This is a genomic window from Parasphingorhabdus sp. (assembly GCF_036963805.1).
Classification (GTDB): domain Bacteria; phylum Pseudomonadota; class Alphaproteobacteria; order Sphingomonadales; family Sphingomonadaceae; genus Parasphingorhabdus.
The window spans coordinates 194889-213329 of record NZ_JBALUN010000004.1 but is presented as its reverse complement, the minus strand read 5'-3'; the positions used below and the strand labels follow the sequence as shown (position 1 = coordinate 213329).

General features: G+C 53.5%; 15 protein-coding genes. 5 read left to right on the top strand and 10 right to left on the bottom strand.

Annotation, left to right across the window (positions count from 1 at the left end; genetic code table 11):
- Nucleotides 1-187: 187 nt before the first annotated feature.
- Nucleotides 188-715: a ubiquinol-cytochrome C chaperone family protein gene (locus V7676_RS12815; RefSeq protein ID WP_335660085.1), complete on the top strand. Its 528-nt coding sequence runs from the start codon at nt 188-190 to the stop codon at nt 713-715.
- Nucleotides 712-1254, top strand: a complete 543-nt coding sequence (locus V7676_RS12810) for a YceD family protein (RefSeq protein ID WP_335660084.1) — start codon at nt 712-714, stop codon at nt 1252-1254. The genes V7676_RS12815 and V7676_RS12810 overlap by 4 nt, the downstream gene beginning before the upstream one ends.
- Here V7676_RS12810 and V7676_RS12805 read toward each other — a convergent pair.
- Together V7676_RS12805 and V7676_RS12800 are read right to left on the bottom strand one after the other, a co-directional pair.
- On the bottom strand, nt 1251-4034 hold the full coding sequence (locus V7676_RS12805) for a [protein-PII] uridylyltransferase (protein ID WP_442955442.1): 2784 nt from the start codon (nt 4032-4034) through the stop codon (nt 1251-1253). The genes V7676_RS12810 and V7676_RS12805 overlap by 4 nt on opposite strands.
- Nucleotides 4031-5737: a class I adenylate-forming enzyme family protein gene (locus V7676_RS12800; RefSeq protein ID WP_335660083.1), complete on the bottom strand. Its 1707-nt coding sequence runs from the start codon at nt 5735-5737 to the stop codon at nt 4031-4033. Before V7676_RS12800 ends, V7676_RS12805 begins: the two co-directional genes overlap by 4 nt.
- A 105-nt stretch (nt 5738-5842) precedes the next feature.
- Between V7676_RS12800 and lgt the strand changes: the two genes are divergently transcribed.
- Both lgt and V7676_RS12790 read left to right on the top strand, forming a co-directional pair.
- Entirely contained in the window at nt 5843-6703 is an 861-nt protein-coding gene (gene lgt, locus V7676_RS12795) for a prolipoprotein diacylglyceryl transferase (RefSeq protein WP_335660082.1), read from the top strand.
- On the top strand, nt 6696-7760 hold the full coding sequence (locus tag V7676_RS12790) for a class I SAM-dependent methyltransferase (RefSeq protein WP_335660081.1): 1065 nt from the start codon (nt 6696-6698) through the stop codon (nt 7758-7760). Before lgt ends, V7676_RS12790 begins: the two co-directional genes overlap by 8 nt.
- A gap of 44 nt (nt 7761-7804) precedes the next feature.
- Here the strand turns inward: V7676_RS12790 and V7676_RS12785 are convergent, their stop codons facing one another.
- From V7676_RS12785 to V7676_RS12770, 4 genes are all read right to left on the bottom strand, one after another.
- A complete protein-coding gene (locus tag V7676_RS12785; RefSeq protein WP_335660080.1) occupies nt 7805-8419 on the bottom strand; it encodes an ABC-type transport auxiliary lipoprotein family protein in 615 nt (204 codons plus the stop codon).
- 12 nt (nt 8420-8431) lie between these two features.
- Nucleotides 8432-9379, bottom strand: a complete 948-nt coding sequence (locus tag V7676_RS12780; RefSeq protein ID WP_335660079.1) for an MlaD family protein — start codon at nt 9377-9379, stop codon at nt 8432-8434.
- Nucleotides 9380-9469: 90 nt separating this feature from the next.
- Nucleotides 9470-10273, bottom strand: a complete 804-nt coding sequence (locus V7676_RS12775) for an ABC transporter ATP-binding protein (protein WP_335660078.1) — start codon at nt 10271-10273, stop codon at nt 9470-9472.
- A complete protein-coding gene (locus V7676_RS12770; RefSeq protein WP_335660077.1) occupies nt 10273-11385 on the bottom strand; it encodes an ABC transporter permease in 1113 nt (370 codons plus the stop codon). The genes V7676_RS12775 and V7676_RS12770 overlap by 1 nt, the downstream gene beginning before the upstream one ends.
- 114 nt (nt 11386-11499) lie before the next feature.
- Here V7676_RS12770 and V7676_RS12765 point away from each other — a divergent pair, with 114 nt between their 5' ends.
- Nucleotides 11500-12171, top strand: coding sequence for an HAD family hydrolase (locus V7676_RS12765; protein WP_335660076.1), 672 nt, complete (start codon nt 11500-11502; stop codon nt 12169-12171).
- Here V7676_RS12765 and V7676_RS12760 read toward each other — a convergent pair.
- Genes V7676_RS12760 through pepN form a run of 4 tightly spaced genes read right to left on the bottom strand, consistent with a single transcriptional unit; the run spans nt 12168 to nt 18418 of the window.
- Nucleotides 12168-13520, bottom strand: coding sequence for a cystathionine gamma-synthase family protein (locus tag V7676_RS12760; protein WP_442955441.1), 1353 nt, complete (start codon nt 13518-13520; stop codon nt 12168-12170). The two genes, V7676_RS12765 and V7676_RS12760, sit on opposite strands and share 4 nt — an antisense overlap.
- A gap of 49 nt (nt 13521-13569) precedes the next feature.
- Nucleotides 13570-14976: an SLC13 family permease gene (locus V7676_RS12755; protein WP_335660075.1), complete on the bottom strand. Its 1407-nt coding sequence runs from the start codon at nt 14974-14976 to the stop codon at nt 13570-13572.
- 54 nt (nt 14977-15030) lie between these two features.
- On the bottom strand, nt 15031-15813 hold the full coding sequence (gene pgeF, locus V7676_RS12750; protein WP_442955440.1) for a peptidoglycan editing factor PgeF: 783 nt from the start codon (nt 15811-15813) through the stop codon (nt 15031-15033).
- A complete protein-coding gene (pepN, locus tag V7676_RS12745; protein ID WP_335660074.1) occupies nt 15806-18418 on the bottom strand; it encodes an aminopeptidase N in 2613 nt (870 codons plus the stop codon). Before pepN ends, pgeF begins: the two co-directional genes overlap by 8 nt.
- Between the last annotated feature and the right edge of the window lie 23 nt (nt 18419-18441).

Sequence of the window (18441 nt, the reverse complement as noted above, 5' to 3'; positions counted from 1 at the left end):
AAAACGACCACCCAATGGCCTTCGGGCCGGAATTAGGGTGGTCTTGATCATGATAGCAGATTATTTCCCGCTTATGGTAACGCCCATTGCATCTCGCGATATAAATATCAATATGCCCTGTATGTAGTCTTAACATAAGCGACCGTCATCTGGCGGCATCCACTAAATAATCGGGGTCTGAAATATAATGTCATTCATAAGCGAGTTATTCGGTCGCAAAAACGCCAATCTGGTGATGCAGCCGCTTTACGCGGCTATAATTGCCGAGGGTCGCGATTTGGATTGGTATGAGCAAGGCGCGGTTCCCGACACGCTGGATGGCCGCTTTGATATGATTGCCGCGATATTATGCGCCGTTATGATTAGGTTGGATCAAGACGAAGAAGCCCGACAAGAAATTGCTTGGCTCACCGAATTATTTGTCGATGATATGGAGGGGCAGCTTCGCCAAATTGGTATTGGCGACATGGTTGTCGGCAAACGTATTAAAGAAATTATGGGTGCGCTTGGTGGCCGAATGGGTGCCTATCGGGAGGGGTTGACCGGCAACGCCAATCTTGACGCAGCGCTGACTCGCAACCTCTATCGCGATGAGATGCCGGAACCGGCGGCGCTGGCATTCACAACCAAAGGGTTCGCCGACGTTCATCATCGGCTTACCGAGACTAGCATTGATCAGGTTATTTCCGGCAACATCGCGAAGGTTTCCTCATGAGCACATCCTCTCCGCTTCTACCTCCGGAATTGTCCAAGATTATTAAACTGTCCGAGATTGGTGGAACCCCGTTGACCGGAAAAATTACGGCTGATGAAAATCAATGCGTAGCGCTGGCCAAGCGCTTTGAGCTTCCGTCCATCGAAACACTTGTGGTCGACTACCGTCTGGAAGCCAAGGTCCACGAAATTTGTTTCACCGGCTCCATCCGTTCCAAACTGCATCAGGCTTGCGCCATTAGTGGCCAGCCTTTTCCGGTTAGCCTGACTGAAGAATTTAATATCGTCTTTGTAGAAAAAACCGACATTCCGCCCAGCGAAGAAGAAATCGAACTGGCGCCTGAGGATTGCGACGTGATTGAATATGAAGCGGCGCAAATCGATCTTGGCGAGGCCGTTGCGCAAACACTTTATCTAGCCCTTGATCCCTATCCACGCGGTCCCGATGCAGACAGCATCGCTGAAAAACAGGGATTAAAAAGCGAAGAGGAGGCAGGGCCCTTCGGCGCGCTGGCGGCCTTAAAAGACAAGCTCGGTTAAGCCGATGTTTTTGCAGATGTTTTTTGCGTAGCCGCTTCAATCAATTTCTTTTTCAAGCTGCTTAATCGAGGTTTATTGGCAATTTTGCTGCCTAACAAATCGGTAATGTAGAAAGTATCAACCGCCCGCTCGCCATAGGTTGCAATATGCGCGCTATGAACTGTTATCTTTGATTCGAATAACGCATAGGCCAGTTCATTAAGCAAGGCCGGGCGGTCCTGTGCGGTCACTTCAATCACCGTGAAACGATTGGACGCATCATTATCCACCGATGCATTCGGGACAATATTAAAGGCACCAGCGCGTGCATGCGCCAGCGGCCGCGCTTCAAGTTTTGTGGCCAGTTTCGAACGATTAGCCAACGCATCCTCAACAGCTTGTTTCAGCCGCTCAAGCTGCGTTGCCTCTGCGAAAGGCGCGCCATGCTGATCCTGCACCAGAAAATTATCCAGCGCCATGCCGTCACGTGTCGTATGGATTCGGGCATCGATAATATTGCCGCCAGAGGCGTGAATACCGCCAGCGATACGATAGAAAAGTCCAGGATGATCGGCCGCATAAATCGTTACCAAGGTCGCGCCGCGTTCCGGATAGGCATCCGCCGATATGGCGAGATTATCATCGCCCGCGCGTATCATCAGCCGGGCATTATGAGCTATAATATCGTCGGGTTCGGCAATCCAGTAAGGGTCGGTCAACCGTTTGGCCAATTTTGCAAATTGCGGCTTGGGTATATTCAAGGCCTCCTCCAACACCGCCTTTTTTTCAACAATCCGTTCCTTACGGCCGCGTTGTTTGTGGCCAAGGAGTAACATCTCTTCTGCCGCTCGAAACAAGTCGGTCAGCAATTGTCTTTTCCAACTATTCCATACATTTGGCCCGACAGCGCGAATATCAACAACTGTTAATACGGTTAGCAAGCGCAGCCGCTCAATGCTTTTAACCTGACTCACAAAATCCTGAATGGTTTTGAAATCGGAAAGGTCGCGTTTAAATGCCATGGCGGACATCAACAGATGATGGCGCACCAACCAAGCGACCAATTCGGTCTCATAGGGCTCCAGCCCCAAACGCGGACATAGTTTCATCGCAACTTCTGCGCCGAGGACGCTGTGATCGCCGCCCCGGCCTTTGGCAATATCATGGAGCAAGGTTGCGACGAACAACACCCGCCGGTTTTTCAATTTGTTAATCGTATCGGTCGAATTGGGATGATCTTCATGCAGATCGCCGCTCCCGATTCGGGCGAGCAAGCCGATGGCTCTTATACTATGCTCATCCACCGTATAATGGTGATACATGTCAAATTGCATCTGTGCGACCACGCGGCCAAAATCGGGAATGAAGCGGCCAAAAATCGAAGCCTCGTTCAGCCATCGCAGCACAAGTTCGGGGTCACGCGGAGAACAGAGCACATCCAGAAACAGTGCATTGGCGCGCTTGTCCTTGCGGATCTTGTTGGTAATCAGCTTCGCATCCCGCCGTGCAGAGCGCATCGCCAGCGGATGGATTTCCAGTTCATATTTGTCAGCAAGCTGGAAAATTTCAATCAACCGCACAGGGTCTTCTTCAAAGAAATGCTCATCCGGCAAAGACAGTCGCCCGCGATCCAGCGTAAAGCCGTTCAGCTTTTTCGGCCGCCGGGTAATTTTGGGAATGAAGCGCCGAACCCCGGCATTGTGGGTTTCATCAAGATGAGCGAGAAACACTCCGGTCAGGTTACCGACCACTTTGGCGTTCAGGAAATAATATTGCATGAACCGTTCAACCGAAGACTTGCCGGGCCGATCGGCGAAACGCATCCGCTGCGCTACACCTGGCTGAAGATCAAAGGTTAAACGATCCTCGGCACGCCCCGTCATGTCGTGCATGTGACAGCGCACAGCCCAGAGAAAATTCGCTGCTTTACGAAAGCGCTTAAATTCATCGGCGGTCAGCAAACCTACGTCCACCAACTCTTCTGCCGATGCGACGCGGTGGATATATTTTCCAATCCAATAGAGCGTCTGAAGATCGCGCAAACCGCCCTTGCCTTCTTTGACATTGGGTTCAACCACATAGCGGCTATCGCCCATACGAACGTGGCGCGCGTCACGTTCAGCCAGTTTCTCCGAAACAAATATGCGATCCGTTCCGGCCACGACATCTGCAAAAAACCGGGCTTTGGATTCCTCATAAACGCCGGTATCGCCCCAGATATAACGTCCTTCAAGTAAAGCCGTGCGGATACTAAGATCTTCTTTCGCCATCCGCACCATCTCATCGATGGAACGACTGCTCTGGCCAACTTTCAGGCCAAGATCCCATAACCAATAGAGCATCGCTTCGATGGCTTGTTCGGTCCAGCTGGTCTGCTTGAACGGCGTCAGGAAAGCGATATCAACATCGCTATGGGGTGCCATTTCACCGCGTCCATAGCCGCCAACGGCCATCACCGCGATGCGCTCGCCAGATGACGGATTACCGACCGGATATTGATGCTTCACGGCAATATCATGGATTAACCGTACCAACTGATCGATCAGAAAAGACTGGGCCGCCGCCGCCTCATGGCCCGCAGACGGTTTTTCGAGCAGTCGCTTGCTTATTTCTGCGCGGCCGTCCGCAAGAGCCTTTTGTAGCAATGGCAATATTTTGGGGCGTGCTTTGACCATGCCATGCTCGGTGATCAGCGCTACTATCGTCTCGGCCAGATCCCGGCGATCGATAATGTCCCGCTGCCTGACAAGCCGCTTGCTCGGGTCAGCGGCTGGAGTGGGTATGTTTCTAGATATATTCACGCGTTGGCGGTTAGCATCTCTCGGTGCCTTTTAGCCAGAACGATTTTTGCGATTTTTGCGGTACCAAGCTTAGGAAGCGGTTCCTCATATTCCCAGATATGCACCGGCATCTTGAACGGTGCGATCTTGTCTTTCAGGAATAGGAGCAATTCATCCTTTGGCAGTTTTTCACCGGCTTTAACGTGGTAAACCAAGGCGGGGACTTCGCCAAATCGTTCATCTTCCACGCCAAAAATACAGGCTTCGGCTATAGCGGTATGGCCATATATCGCTGCTTCAACCTCTTGGCTGCTGATATTCTCACCCCCACGAATGATGATCTCTTTCTTGCGGTCAACAATGTAAAGATAACCCTCGGGGTCGAGATAGCCTATATCCCCCGTGCGAAAATAGCCATCTTCGGTAAATGCTTCCTGGGTTGCCTGTTCGTTGTTCCAATAACCGGTAAAATTGGCGGAGGTACGAATACAGACTTCGCCCCGTTCGCCTTGTGAAAGCTTGTTACCATCATCGTCTAGAATACCGACATCAACGATCGGAGGCGTTGCCCGGCCCGTACTATTCGGCTTGGCGAGATAATTTTCATTCTGGTTAGAGCAGCCGACCCCATTTGTTTCAGTCAAGCCATAACCAATGATTGGGAAACCTTTACCCATGCCTTCTTTGATCCGTTTGACATGTTCAACGGGTCGCGGCGCGCCACCGGAGGCCATCGAGACACAGGTGCTGAGATCATAGTCGTTAAGCTCGGGATGGGAATAAATCTCCATACTCATCAGCGGAACACCGACAAAATAGGTTACTTTTTCCTTTTCGATCAGTCGCATAGCATCTTCGGCATCCCATTTTTTTAGAATCACCAGCTTGCGGCCAATAGCAAAGCTAACCAGAACAAGTGGTACCGAGGCAGTAACATGAAAAAGCGGAACCGCGACCAATGTTGTCGGTTGAAGATCAGGTAGCGTACCGGCCTTTTCCATCAAATGGGCCATCACTGCAAAAGCGCCGACGAAACTCATCGCACCCTGTACCACCGCACGATGCTCTGAATAGGCACCTTTGGACTTGCCGGTAGAGCCTGAGGTGAATAATATCGTCGCATTATCCTCTGGCCCCATTTGTGGGATCGGGGTTTGCGCATCGCCGCCTTTCGCCAGACAGGCCTTTAATCCCTCAAGCGGCAGCACCCCATGCGAGAAAATAATGACTTCTGCTCCATGATTACGGCCAGATTCGGCCAAGCGAGCAGCGCGTTGGGAATCAGCAAAAACAATCGAACAACCCACATCTTCTATACCATCAGCCAGTTCGTCGCCTTGCCACCAGCCATTTAATTTCGTCGAGACACCGCCCGCCATGGTGATTGCCATATCGAGAATGATCCAATTGGCCGAGTTTCGAGCCGCGATCCCGATCCGGTCACCTTTCTGAACGCCATGTCCGGCAATTAATCCGCCTGCCAAGGTTCGCGCTGCCGCGTAGCTCTGTTCAAAAGTCAGCCTGATATCGCCATCAACGACAAATTCCTTATCCTTGTGCTGGGCACAGAAAAAAGCGAAAAAATCGGACAAATTGCTCGGCGCGTTCTTAAACACCGGCATATCCACACCATATTTTTGGATGCTATCGAGCTCCAAAAGCTGTCCCGGTTGTGTCATGAGAGCCAGTGTTTCGTCGATCATTACGTCTAATGGCGATGACATCTCGAATATCTCCCAATTAAGGCTTGCGGGTTTCTCTCTTGGTATCGGAGAATTTCCCGTTATATGCCCTAACTGTATGCCGATGAAACCGAATGGGGAAAAGAGTTGATTGATATTATTCTTGCAAGTGCAGCGCATTTTACGCGATTTGAGGAATTAGGCCTGTCTCCCAACGCGCTTGACCTCGGCTTTTTCCAGCTCAAATGGTATTCACTGGCCTATCTTGCTGGCATATTGATCGGCTATTGGTATCTTACCAAGCTGATCGTTCAGCCGGGCGCGCCGCTGGCACGGCGTCATGCGGACGATATGATTTTTTACGCGACACTGGGTATCATTATCGGCGGGCGGCTCGGTTACGTCTTTTTCTACCAACCCGCGATCCTTTCCAATCCGGTCGATATTTTCAAAGTGTGGAATGGCGGCATGTCACTCCATGGCGGAGTATTGGGTGTGGTACTCGCAATTTGGTATATTTCTCGCAAGGAAAAGCTCAGTTTTCTGCGGATATGCGACTATATCGCCTGTGTCGTTCCATTCGGCCTATTCTTTGGCCGACTCGCCAATTTCGTCAATGGTGAGCTTTGGGGCCGCGCTACCGATGTCCCTTGGGCGATTATTTTTCCCATGGGCGGTGAAGTCGCGCGCCATCCCAGCCAGCTTTATGAAGCCGGTCTGGAAGGGATAGTCTATCTCATCATCACATCACTTCTCTTCTGGAAAACCGACGCGCGCTACCATCCAGGCAAACTGGTCGGTTCTGGTCTATTGGTATACGGGTTCAGCCGGTTCACCGTTGAATTTTTCCGGCAACCGGACAAAGGCCTTGAAAATCTCAGCTGGGGACTGACCATGGGACAGACGCTCACAGTGCCAATGTTGCTGCTGGGTATCTACCTGATACTCACCTCCAAAGGCCGCCGGGTTCGTGTTGAACCCACAGCCGGAGACAAAAGCGTTGCCTGAGAGCGAATCGGCAGCGCATATTCTCTCTGATAAAATCGACCGTGAGGGGCCAATAACGCTCAGCGAATATATGGGCATCGCCAACGCGGCTTATTATGCAGCCAAAGACCCGCTGGGCGAGGATGGCGATTTTGTTACCGCGCCGGAGATAAGCCAGATGTTCGGCGAATTGATCGGCATTTGGCTGTCGGACTTATGGTTACGCAAAGGTAGCCCTGAGGACGCCCATTATGTTGAGCTGGGACCGGGGCGAGGCACCCTTGCCTCGGACGCGCTTCGCACGATGGAAAAATTTGGCTGCAATCCCGAAATCCATTTTGTCGAAACCAGTCCGCTATTAAAGACCAAACAGGTCGCGCTTCACCCCCGCGCAACATGGCACGACACAATTGATAATCTGCCCGAAAGCGGCCCGTTGCTGATCGTGGCCAATGAATTTTTCGATGCCTTGCCCATTGAACAATTTATTGCAACGCCGTCAGGATGGCGGCGGCACCTGATCGCCCGGGAACGCAATAAATTTATCGCCATTCCGGACCCGCAAGCGGGCGACGACCAGATTTCAAAATCATCCGCTGGCTTGCCCACCGGAACGATCCTCGAATCATCCCCCGTCAGCGCCGCGCTTTTTGAACAGATTGCAGGCCGGGTCGCTAAACAGGGCGGCGTTATATTGGTCATCGACTATGGCTATGATCATCCGGGCACGGGCAGTACCTTGCAAGCCGTAAAGGCCCATATGCCGATCAGCCCGTTTGATAGCCCCGGAACCTCTGACCTGACGGCCCATGTCAATTTTCACAGCCTCGCTAATATTGCCAGAACACGGCTATTATCGGTTCATGGCCCGGCTGAACAAGGGCAATGGCTCAAAGCTATCGGCATTGATCAGCGGACACAGAAACTGGCCGAGGGCAGCCCGCCAAAAGCCGACGCTATCCGCGCCGCCCATCATCGGCTGACCCATATTGATGAAATGGGGCGGTTATTTCGGGTCATGGCTGCAACCGCAATGGATTGGCCGGAACCGGAAGGATTTGTTTACGGCGAAGCGTGACGCTGTGACGAATTAAACAGCACTGGCGAGCAGAGCAATCCCGATCAACCGATCCAGCCGGCCACTTCCAGCGCCACTTTATTGGCAGCACTGTTCAAACCCTCTCCGACGGGGCCCGCTGTTGCAGCGGAAACAGTTTCACGTGCCTCAAAACGCCGTTTTTCAACCGGTTTTCCGCCGCGAATTTTTACCGCATCATAGGTGACAGTGACGGTTAAACTTGGCCCGTCGAGGCCGAAATTGACCAGTTCGCCGGACAGATAGACGTCCGCTTGGCCTTGGGCCTGAACCGAGGTTAGCACCAACCGGTTATTTTTGGCCGCAATGGTTTCGATGAGCAACCCCTGAAAAAGCTGGGCGGGTTTATCGACCCATGTTGCATCTTTCAGATAGGCGATGTTTGTCGTGCTCGTCTGGACAGGTACCCGCAAATTATTGATCTTCTGCGGCGTCGAAGGCAAATAGACAACCAAAGCGCCATCGCGCGGTCCTGTGCGTAATGCGCCAGCATCAACCTGAGCATCAGATGTCAGCGACAAAAGAAAGGGTGGTGGCTCGGCGCCGCCAAAACTGACGCAAGCGCTGAGGAGCCCGAGGCCAGTCAATAGCCCCAAGGATTTTACTTTATGCGATATGGTCATGAATCCCTGCCGTTTCATTGAGATGCCCCTCTATTTGCCTGGTTCATAATCTGGCAGCGCTGGAGCGGATAGCAACGAGCCTGCCCCGCCCTGATCTAGCCGCTCTGTGACGGATGTCAGTGACTTCGTTAGTCCCTGCATGTCCAGAACCAGTTGATCGACTTCCGGCAATGTCTTGGTCCCCAATTGCCTAACCCCGGGGCGCGCATCATCCAATACCACGGCCAAGGCAGCCATGCTTTTTTCAGCAGCGGCCAAAGTTTTGGTAAGGTTTTTCGCCAAAGGCTCCCCATTATCGCTCAAAAGTTGATTGGCATTATCCGCCATAACAGATAGTTTTTTAGCCGTTTCGCCCGCATTGCGTATAGCAACGGTCGATTCTGCCATTAATGCATCCAGATTGGGTGCCTGCTTCGCAAGGCTACCGGTCAATTGTTCGGTATTGGCCAAAATCCCTTCGATGGATTGCTGATTTTTATCGGACAGCAGCAAGGTCAGACGGTCGGTCAAAGTGGCCAATCGCTCCACCACAAGCGGCGCGCTGTTAAGCAGTTCGCCCAAAGCGCCCGGTTTGGTTGGGATGACGGGCACACCTTCCGGTCCCAAGTCAGTAATCGGCGGCGCGCCTTTAACTGCGCCATCCAGTTGAATATTCGGCGGTGCGGTAAAACTGATGCTTTGAATGGTTGCGGTCGTGCCTTGCAATATCGGCGTTTCTTCACTGACCGAGATACGGACCCGCACGAAGTTCGGATCTTTTTTCCAAAGTTCGACGTTCAGAACCTGGCCCGAAGGAACACCTGCAAAAGTGACATTGGTTCCCTTGGCCAAACCACCGACCGACTGGGCAAAGAAAATATCATATTGCTTCTGCTCGCCGTCACCAAAGCGGACAATCCAGACCAGAAATGCCGCCAATAAGGCAAGCAAGGTCAAGGTAAAAACACCCACTAGAATATGATTGGACCGTGTCTCCATTATTTCACCTTTATGGCTAGGCGCATCGGCACCTGCAACAAATCTCTGTATTTAGACCGCATTTTCGCTTCCCCCTTCACCGCTGCCCCCTCATTTCTGCGATGCCGCCATACGGCCGCGCGGACCATTAAAATATTCCTGTATCCACGGATGGTCCATGGCAAGCAGTTCCGGAACCGTTCCCACCGCTATAACATGTTGGTCCGCAAGTACGGCCACCCGGTCGCAAATGGCATGCAGCGTGTCGAGATCGTGGGTGATGAGAAACACAGTTAGGCCCAATGTCTGCTGCAATTCGCGGGTTAAATTATCGAAAGCCGCAGCACCAATCGGATCAAGCCCAGCGGTCGGCTCGTCGAGAAATAAGAGTTCAGGATCAAGCGCCAATGCGCGGGCGATCCCGGCCCGTTTGCGCATGCCGCCGGACAGTTCGGATGGATATTTGGGGGAAGCCTCGGGCGGTAGGCCCGACAGACAGACTTTATATTTTGCAATCTCCCTCCGGAAATCACGGTCCATATCGGGGTAGAACTCACGGATCGGCACCATGACATTTTCGGCCACCGTCAATGTAGAAAATAGCGCGCCGCCCTGAAATAATACGCCCCAGCGTTTGCGAAAATCAATTGTTTCGGATTCCGCCCGGCCTAATAAAGACTCGCCAAAAACCTCTATGGAGCCTTCATCTGGCTGTTGCAGTCCGATGATCGAGCGCATCAAGACCGACTTTCCGGTTCCAGAACCGCCAACAACGCCCAGAATTTCTCCCCTGCGGACATCGAGATCGAGATGTTCATGCACGACTTGATCGCCAAAGCTGTTCCGCAGCCCTTTGACAGAGATTACCGGCTCACCAAATTCAGGTTTCCCAGTTGACGCCTTATCGTCCGCCATTAATTCCACCCGATCCAGCTAAAGAACATGGCAAAAAAGGCATCGAGAACAATGACCAGAAAAATCGCCTGAACCACCGCTGCGGTCGTTCTTTTGCCGACTTCCTCGGCATTTCCTTTAACCTGCATTCCCTGATAGCAGCCACAAATAGCGATGATCGCGCCAAATACCGGCGCTTTGACTAATCCAACATAAACATCGGTGATCGGCACTACTTCCCTGATCCGTGCGAAAAAAGTGGCTGGCGGTATATCAAGCTCTACCCAGCTGAGCAGGCCGCCGCCGATAATAGCAACAATCGACGCATAAAAGCCCAGCAAAGGCAGCATGAAAACAGCCGCAAAAAAGCGCGGCAGCACCAAGGCCTCTACCGGCGACACCCCAATCGTGCGCATGGCGTCAATTTCTTCGGTGAGCTTCATGGTTCCGATTTGTGCGGCAAAGGCAGAACCGGAGCGCCCCGCAACCATGATTGCGGTCATCAATATGCCCAGTTCCCGAAAAGTCAGCCGCCCGACCAGATTGACCGTGAATACTTCTGCGCCAAATTGCCGGAGCTGCACAGCGCCCTGCTGCGCGATGACCAAACCGATAAGAAAGCTCATCAATCCAATAATTCCAAGCGCCCTGACCCCGACCACATCAAATCTCTGGATGACCGCGTTCCAGCGGATCCGGCCTGGATGCATTATGAGCGAGCCAGTGGCCGTGATGACCGATCCGAAAAAGCCGACCAGCCCCGCCAATGTGGTGAATGCAACGATCGTCGATTCTCCCACTTCGTTCAGGATACGAATGACGGGATTGGGTGGCTCAAGGCGGACGTCTGCTGGCTGATCGGCTGTGCTCACCGCCGCGATCAGGCGCTCTGCCTGATTATCGGCACCGACAATTTCAGCGCCGGTATCGCGGGCTGTACGATGGATCAGCCATGCGCCCACCGTATCGATATATCCGACGCCAGACAGGTCGAGTTTTTTAACCTCTGCATCATAATCGCGCAGCCGTTCGGGCAGATCAGCGATGACCGCAATACATAAATCACCGGAGAAACGAAGTGTCATCACTCCGTCTTCAGTTATTTCTTCAACAAAATCGCCGGGCATTGTCATCGCAGCTATTGGTGACGCAAAATCGCAAAAAGCTCAAGCCATTATAACAAGTCATTTATTTGGCGCATTTTTATCTCAACTGCTAATAGAGCCAAATATTGGAAATGGGGCGCGATGACAAAGCTGGCAATTTACGACATGGACCGGACAATCACGATACGGGGGACCTACACACCCTTCCTGTTTCACATGGTTTTTGCGCGCGCGCCTTGGCGGCTTGCCCTGCTGCCGCTCTTGCCTTTCGGGTTTATCGGCTATGGCCTGAAGCTGATCAGTCGCAAGAGTTTGAAAACCTATAACCAGCGTCTATTATTGGGCAGCAAGCCAAGCCTCGCCAAGCTGCAACCCCATATCGAACGCTATGCTGATATAGTGATGCAAACGAACAGCTATGCCAAAGCTATTGCGCAGATTGAGACCGACCGGGCAGAAGGCCGGAGGATCATTTTGGCGACCGCATCTTATGAACTATATGTTGAGGCCATCGCACGGCGTCTCGGCATTGCTGACATGATCGCAACCCGGCTGGAGATTGACGACAAGGGCCGGGTATTACCGAAAATTATTGGCGAAAATTGCTACGACGAAGCCAAGCTCGACCGGATCAAGACCTTCCTCGACGAGCAGGGGCTAGAGCGCGAACAACTCCATATTCGTGCCTATTCCGACCATGTCAGCGACGCACCGATGCTGGAATTTGCCGATGAAGTGATTGCGACGACACCCAGCTTGCCGCTACGCCACCTCGCAAAAAAGCGCGGCTGGAAGATTGTTGACTGGGCCTAAACCGCCTCCAGCGCCTGTTCAAAATCAGCGATCAAGTCATCTGGATCTTCGACGCCAATCGAAATCCGCACCAGATTGTCGGTAATACCAAGCGCCGCTCTGCGCTCTTCCGGCACCGACAAATGGGTCATCGCCGCTGGCAGACTGGCCAAGGTTTCGGTTCCCCCCAAACTAACGGCCAGTTTGGCGATTTTCAAGGAATCGAGAAACCTGAATGCTTCGGCTTCCCCGCCCTTGATGAATAACGAGAAGGTCGAACCCGCACCGCTGCAATGACGGTCGTAAATATCTTGCTGCGACGCATCGGAAATAAAGCCAAGATAGCCCAAGCCATCAACCTTTAGGTGATCCCGCAAGAAAGCGCAGACTTTCTCTGCATTTTCACCGGCGCGCGTCATACGCAATTCCAGCGTTTCGAGACTGCGCATCAGCATCCATGAGGTATTCGGATCACAGATAGTGCCAATCGTGTTCCGGATCGCACGGATCGGGTCCATATACGCTTTGGAGCCCAGAACACCGCCAGCGACCAGATCACTATGCCCGCCGACATATTTGGTGAGGCTGTAAATGACAATATCTGCGCCATGTTTCAACGGCTGCTGCCACAAGGGGCCGAGGAACGTATTGTCGATTGCGATGGGAGGAGCAGCTTTATCACCAAAAACCTGCCGACGCGCATCGGCTACGCCCTCAATATCAACCAGCGCGTTGGTCGGATTGGCTGGGCTTTCAAGATAGATAATCGCAACCTTACCGCCATTTTCAGCCGCTTGCACCTTGGCTTTTTCCAGCAATGCCGCGACCTGAGTCGGACTATCGCCCGCCGGAAAATCAAGAAAGGTCACGCCAAAGCGGCCTAAAACCTTGTTAATCAGCGTTTCCGTAGCGGCGTAAAGCGGGCCGCTATGCACCACGACATCGCCCTGATTGACATTGGCGAGCAGCACCGTTGTAATGGCCGACATGCCGCTGGAAAATACCAGTGCGTCTTCCGCTTCGTCCCAGATGCTCAAACGGTCTTCGAGAATTTCCTGATTGGGGCCATTGAAACGCGAATAGACAAGGCCTTCCGAACCGCCGGGACGCTTGCCGGTAATGCCTTCAAAATGGCGCTTGCCAGCAGCCGCATTTTCAAAGGCAAAGGTGGAGGTCAGAAAAATCGGCGGTTTGAGCGCGCCTTCCGACAAGACCGGATCATAGCCATGGCCCATCATCAAAGTGGCAGGCTTGAGCTTGCGTCCACCAATTTTCTCAATCGATGCTTTGGGCATACGGCGCGGGGTTACCGGAACGCCGGTATCTTTTGGGCCATTATCATTTTTATCAGCGTCATTTTGATCGGACATTTTCTCTCTCTCCACCATAGACTATCTGAATAAAGACATGCCGCAAAACTTAATTGATTACAAATGAAACCATCCAGATGCAGGCAATGATGATCGGGATGCCTGCGAGATCGAGCCACAGTCCGGATTTGAGCATTTTCGGCAGTTCAATGTGATTGGTTGACCAAGCAATCGCATTCGGCCCCGTACCGGAAGGCAGCATGAAACCCCAACTGGCTGCCATCGCCGCTGGCATCGCAAGTAGCACCGGATCGACACCGGTCGCAAGGATCAGGCTGGCAACCACCGGCATGACCCCGCTGGCCGTCGCAACATTGGATGCAAATTCCGTGACGAGAATGACCAGCGCAACGAGAGCAATAGCGATAACGATAACAGACACATTTTTCAGCGGCGCAAGCGCCAGCCCTAGCCAGTCAGCAAGGCCGGATTCAATGATACCTGCGGCCAGCGCCAGACCACCGCCAAACATCATGATCACGCCCCATGGCGCGCGGTCCGCTTCATCCCAATTGAGCAATTTCCGGCCCGTGCCATCGGGCAGCATGAATAATAGCAAGCCGCCTAATATCGCGATGCTGCCATCATGCACGGCGCCAGCAGGCAGCACTGCCTTGATCTGCGGCAGAAACAGCCAGCCCAGCACGACGACCGCCACCACTGGCACAACGCGTTTTTCCGGCATGCTCCAAGGGCCGGGGGAGCCGATTGCTGCCTTTGCGCTGATGCCGTCGAAACTATGTTTGCCGACCTTCTGAACTGTGATCAGGATCGCTGCACAGACCGGCAAACCAATGATAACTATCGGCAGGCCAAATATGAACCAACTCAGAAAATCGATATCCATGCCCAATGTCTTGTTGATCAGGCCAGCGGCAATCGCGTTGGTCGGGCTACCGACCAAAGTGCCTAGTCCGCCAATTGACGCCGCAAAGGCCACGCCCATGATCAGCGCTCCGGCAAAACCCTCTGTCTCGCCATCCTTGATCCCGCCTGCTACCAACACAGCCACCGCAATTGGTATCATGATCAAGGTCGATGATGTGTTAGAAATCAACATGCTCAGCAAGGCCGTAGCAATCATGAAGGCCATTAAAATACCCCACGCGCTTTTTCCCGCCATGCTGACAATCGCGAGCGCCAGCCGCCGGTGCAGGCCAACCCGCTCAATCGCCAGCGCCATAAACGCGCCGCCGAGGATCAGAAACAGGATCGGCGAATAATATTGGCTGGCGGTCTCTTTCACGTCCATCACGTCCATTACCGGTAGCGCAAGAAATGGCAGCAAGGCGGTCGCGGTTAGCGGCACCGCCTGCGTCATCCACCATGTCGCCATCAGGATCGTGAGCGCGGCTACATACCATGCCGCTGGGCTCATCGCCGCCGGAGCGGGAAGCAGCAGCATCGCGACAAATACCGCCAAGCCACCAAAAAGTCCTACCCGCTGCGCATTCATATACTATTCCCCTGATGCCCCTGTCTGCGTGCCCCTATCTGAGCAAGGGTAAAGCTACGCCTGTAAGCCGATAAGCGATATCTGCCGACCATAGCCCGCTTCCCCGCGATGGCAACTGCGGCGGTAGCTATAATAGCGGCCCTCTCGCGCATAGGTGTCGAGGCCAAGTTTATCGATTTTCGTAACGCCCGCCTTGGCCAACCGGTCCGCCACATAGGATTCAATGTCGAACTGAAAATGATCCGGCTGACCAGCTTCAAAAAAACGCGCGTTATCGGAATCATCCTCAACGAAACGCCGTTGGAAGCCCGCATCCACTTCATAGCTATCCTGCGCGATGCAAGGGCCGATGGCGCAGGCGATATTGTCCCGCGACGCGCCCAGTTTTTCCATCGCTATGATCGTGTTGTCGGTAATGCCGCCAATGGCGCCCTTCCATCCGGCATGGGCCGCACCGATAATCTGTGCCGATGCATCGAAAAACAGCACAGGCACGCAATCAGCCGTCAATATGCCGAGGAGCAGGCCGGGCTGATCCGTCACCATCGCGTCGACATGCGGGCGCGCGTCAAGGGCGAAGGGTTTCGTGACGGTTGCGACATCGGCGCTATGCACCTGATGCAGCGTGACCAGTTCGCTATCCGGCAGAACTGCCGCTTTCGCTCTCTGGCGATTTTCGAGAATGGCATCGCGGTCATCATCGCTGCCAAGACCGACGTTGAGCCCGGCGTAAATGCCGGTTGAAAGTCCGCCTGCTCGCCCAAGAAAGCCATGGGCAGCGCCATCCAACAGCGACGATGTGGTCACATCTACCGCCGAATGGCTTTGATCAGGCAAGGCTCTTGCTCACCTGCTCGGACACATCTTTCGACAGACCGGGGGTGGCCGCAATTTTCTCCAGCGCCAGCCGCATCAGTTCCGACCGGCCGCGTTCAAACCGGCGCCAGCGGCCCAGTGACGGGATGAAGCGCGCGGCAGTTTGCGGGTTCTGCCCATCGAGCGCGATCACCATATCGGCCACCATCTGATAGCCTTTGCCCGACGGGTCATGGAAACGGACCGGATTGCTCGTAAACCCGGCGTAAAGCGCACGGACGCGATTGGGGTTGGACAAAGTGAAATCGGGATGTTTCGCAAGGCTTTCGACGCGTTTCACCGTATCGCTACGCTGGGACATCGCCTGCAATGTAAACCATTTGTCGAGCACCAAAGCATTATCCTTGAACCGTTTGAAGAAATCTTCAAATGCCCATGTCCGCTGTTTGTCATCCATATGCGATAATACGCCCAATGCGCCTTGCATCGCGGTCATATTATTGGCTTCGCGAAATTGGTCAAAGGCCATCTCCGCCGCGTCCTCAACTTGCGAGGCAGCGATATAGCCGAGCGTCACATTGCGCAATTTGCGGTCCGCCCGCGCTTCGGCGTCTAGCGAAAATTCGCCCGGCACGCATTGCTTGTAAAGCCGGCGGAATTTACGTTCAAACTGCACACCAATTTTGCCGCGCAATTTTTCGCGGGCATCATGGATTGCCTGCGGATCGACTTCCACCATCTGGTCGGCCAGAAATGCTTCGCTGGGGAGCAGGATCAATTCGGCCAGAAATGCCCGATCGATATTTTCATCCGCTAACACCGCGCCAATGGCATGCAAAATAATGTCGCGATCGGTTGGCGTGCCCGTCACTTGCGCGACTAGATAGCTGGTCATTAGCTGCTGCATCGCTTCGAACCGCGCAAACGGATCATCGTCATGTGATGACAGAAAAGCCAACTCTTCCGCCGTACGGCTACTTTCGAGAATGATCGGCGCAGAAAATCCGCGATTGATCGAGAGGATCGGATGCACATTCTGTCCCTCAAAGGTAAAGCTCTGCTCCACCTGATCGAGCGTGATTAACTGCTCACCTTCATGCTTGCCGGTCTCGGGATCGAGCAGAGCGATTTTGAGCGGGATGACCATTTCCGATGGCTCCTGCTTGGCTCCGCTAGCCGCCAGACTCTGTTTCAGTTCCAAGGTCGCCGTCGCTGTTTGGGAATCATGGCTGAGCTTGGCCGAGACGCGCGGCGTGCCCGGCGTCCGGTACCAGCCGCGAAATTGCTTGAGGTCAATATCGCCGCCCTCTTCCATCGCGACGACAAAATCTTCGCAGGTCGCCGCTTCCCCGTCATGGCGGTCAAAATAAAGGTCGGTGCCTTTGCGAAACCGTTCCGCACCAAGCAAAGTCGCCATCATGCGAATAACCTCTGCGCCCTTATTATAGACGGTGGCGGTATAGAAGTTGGAAATTTCCTGATAGTTTTCCGGGCGGATCGGATGCGCCAGCGGTCCGGCATCTTCGGGGAATTGCGCCGCGCGCAGGATGCGTACATCTTCAATCCGCTTGAGCGCGGTCGATCCCATGTCCGCCGAAAAACTCTGGTCGCGGTAAACGGTAAAACCTTCTTTCAGGCTGAGCTGAAACCAGTCACGGCATGTGACCCGGTTACCCGACCAATTGTGGAAATACTCATGCGCCACAACGCCTTCAATGCCGTCGAAATCAGCGTCGGTCGCGACTTCGGGGTCGGCCAAAATATAGCGCGAGTTGAAGACGTTAAGCCCCTTATTCTCCATCGCACCCATGTTGAAATCACTCACCGCGACAATATTGAACAATCCCAGATCATATTCGCGGCCATAGACATCTTCATCCCAGCGCATGGAATCTTTCAGTGCCTGCATCGCATGACCGGTACGCGGCAAATCGCCATCGCGGACCCAGATATTAAGCTCTACCGGCTTGCCCGAGCGGGTGGTGAAGCTGTCGGTATTGGCCACGAGATCACCCGCAACCAGCGCGAATAAATAGCTCGGCTTGGGCCACGGGTCATTCCAGTGCGCCCAGTGGCGCCCGTTTTCGCCTTCGCCTTCTCCCACCTTGTCACCATTGCACAACAGGATCGGGAAAGCCGTCTTGTCGCCCTCCATCCGCACCGAATAGCGGCTCAATATATCGGGCCGATCTGGGAAAAATGTGATCCGGCGAAATCCCTCTGCCTCGCATTGTGTGCACAACAACCCCTGCGAAGCGTAAAGTCCCATCAGCTGTGTGTTGGTGGACGGGTCCAGCTCGACAGTGATTTCGACTTCATGTGCCGCATCGGTCAGCGGCAATTGCAGATTGCCGTCTACCATCTTCCAATCAGTCCACGGCGCTCCATCCACTTTAACCGCCGCCGGAATAAGACCGTCACCATCGAGTAATAGTGGTTCTTTATTTGTTGCCGATTTGGAACGGCGCACATCCAGCGTCGAACGCACCACAGTGTGATCCAGACCAAGCTGAAAATCGAGCGCGATGGTCGGAATAAACCAGGCAGGTGGTCGATAATCTTCGCGGCGGATAATGGCGGGATGGGTCGCAGGCATGGCTGCGTCGGTCTTTTGAATATCTAGCATAGTCCCAGCCATAAGAGCCATTT

What these genes read in the sequence shown, in the direction of transcription:
- V7676_RS12775 (WP_335660078.1), bottom strand. Translation starts at nt 10,273, where the DNA reads ATGGCGGACGATAAGGCGTCAACTGGGAAACCTGAATTTGGTGAGCCG.
- pepN (WP_335660074.1), bottom strand. Translation starts at nt 18,418, where the DNA reads ATGCTAGATATTCAAAAGACCGACGCAGCCATGCCTGCGACCCATCCC.
- V7676_RS12770 (WP_335660077.1), bottom strand. Translation starts at nt 11,385, where the DNA reads ATGACAATGCCCGGCGATTTTGTTGAAGAAATAACTGAAGACGGAGTG.
- V7676_RS12815 (WP_335660085.1), top strand. Translation starts at nt 188, where the DNA reads ATGTCATTCATAAGCGAGTTATTCGGTCGCAAAAACGCCAATCTGGTG.
- V7676_RS12755 (WP_335660075.1), bottom strand. Translation starts at nt 14,976, where the DNA reads ATGAATGCGCAGCGGGTAGGACTTTTTGGTGGCTTGGCGGTATTTGTC.
- V7676_RS12780 (WP_335660079.1), bottom strand. Translation starts at nt 9,379, where the DNA reads ATGGAGACACGGTCCAATCATATTCTAGTGGGTGTTTTTACCTTGACC.
- V7676_RS12810 (WP_335660084.1), top strand. Translation starts at nt 712, where the DNA reads ATGAGCACATCCTCTCCGCTTCTACCTCCGGAATTGTCCAAGATTATT.
- V7676_RS12765 (WP_335660076.1), top strand. Translation starts at nt 11,500, where the DNA reads ATGACAAAGCTGGCAATTTACGACATGGACCGGACAATCACGATACGG.
- V7676_RS12760 (WP_442955441.1), bottom strand. Translation starts at nt 13,520, where the DNA reads ATGTCCGATCAAAATGACGCTGATAAAAATGATAATGGCCCAAAAGAT.
- V7676_RS12800 (WP_335660083.1), bottom strand. Translation starts at nt 5,737, where the DNA reads ATGTCATCGCCATTAGACGTAATGATCGACGAAACACTGGCTCTCATG.
- V7676_RS12785 (WP_335660080.1), bottom strand. Translation starts at nt 8,419, where the DNA reads ATGAAACGGCAGGGATTCATGACCATATCGCATAAAGTAAAATCCTTG.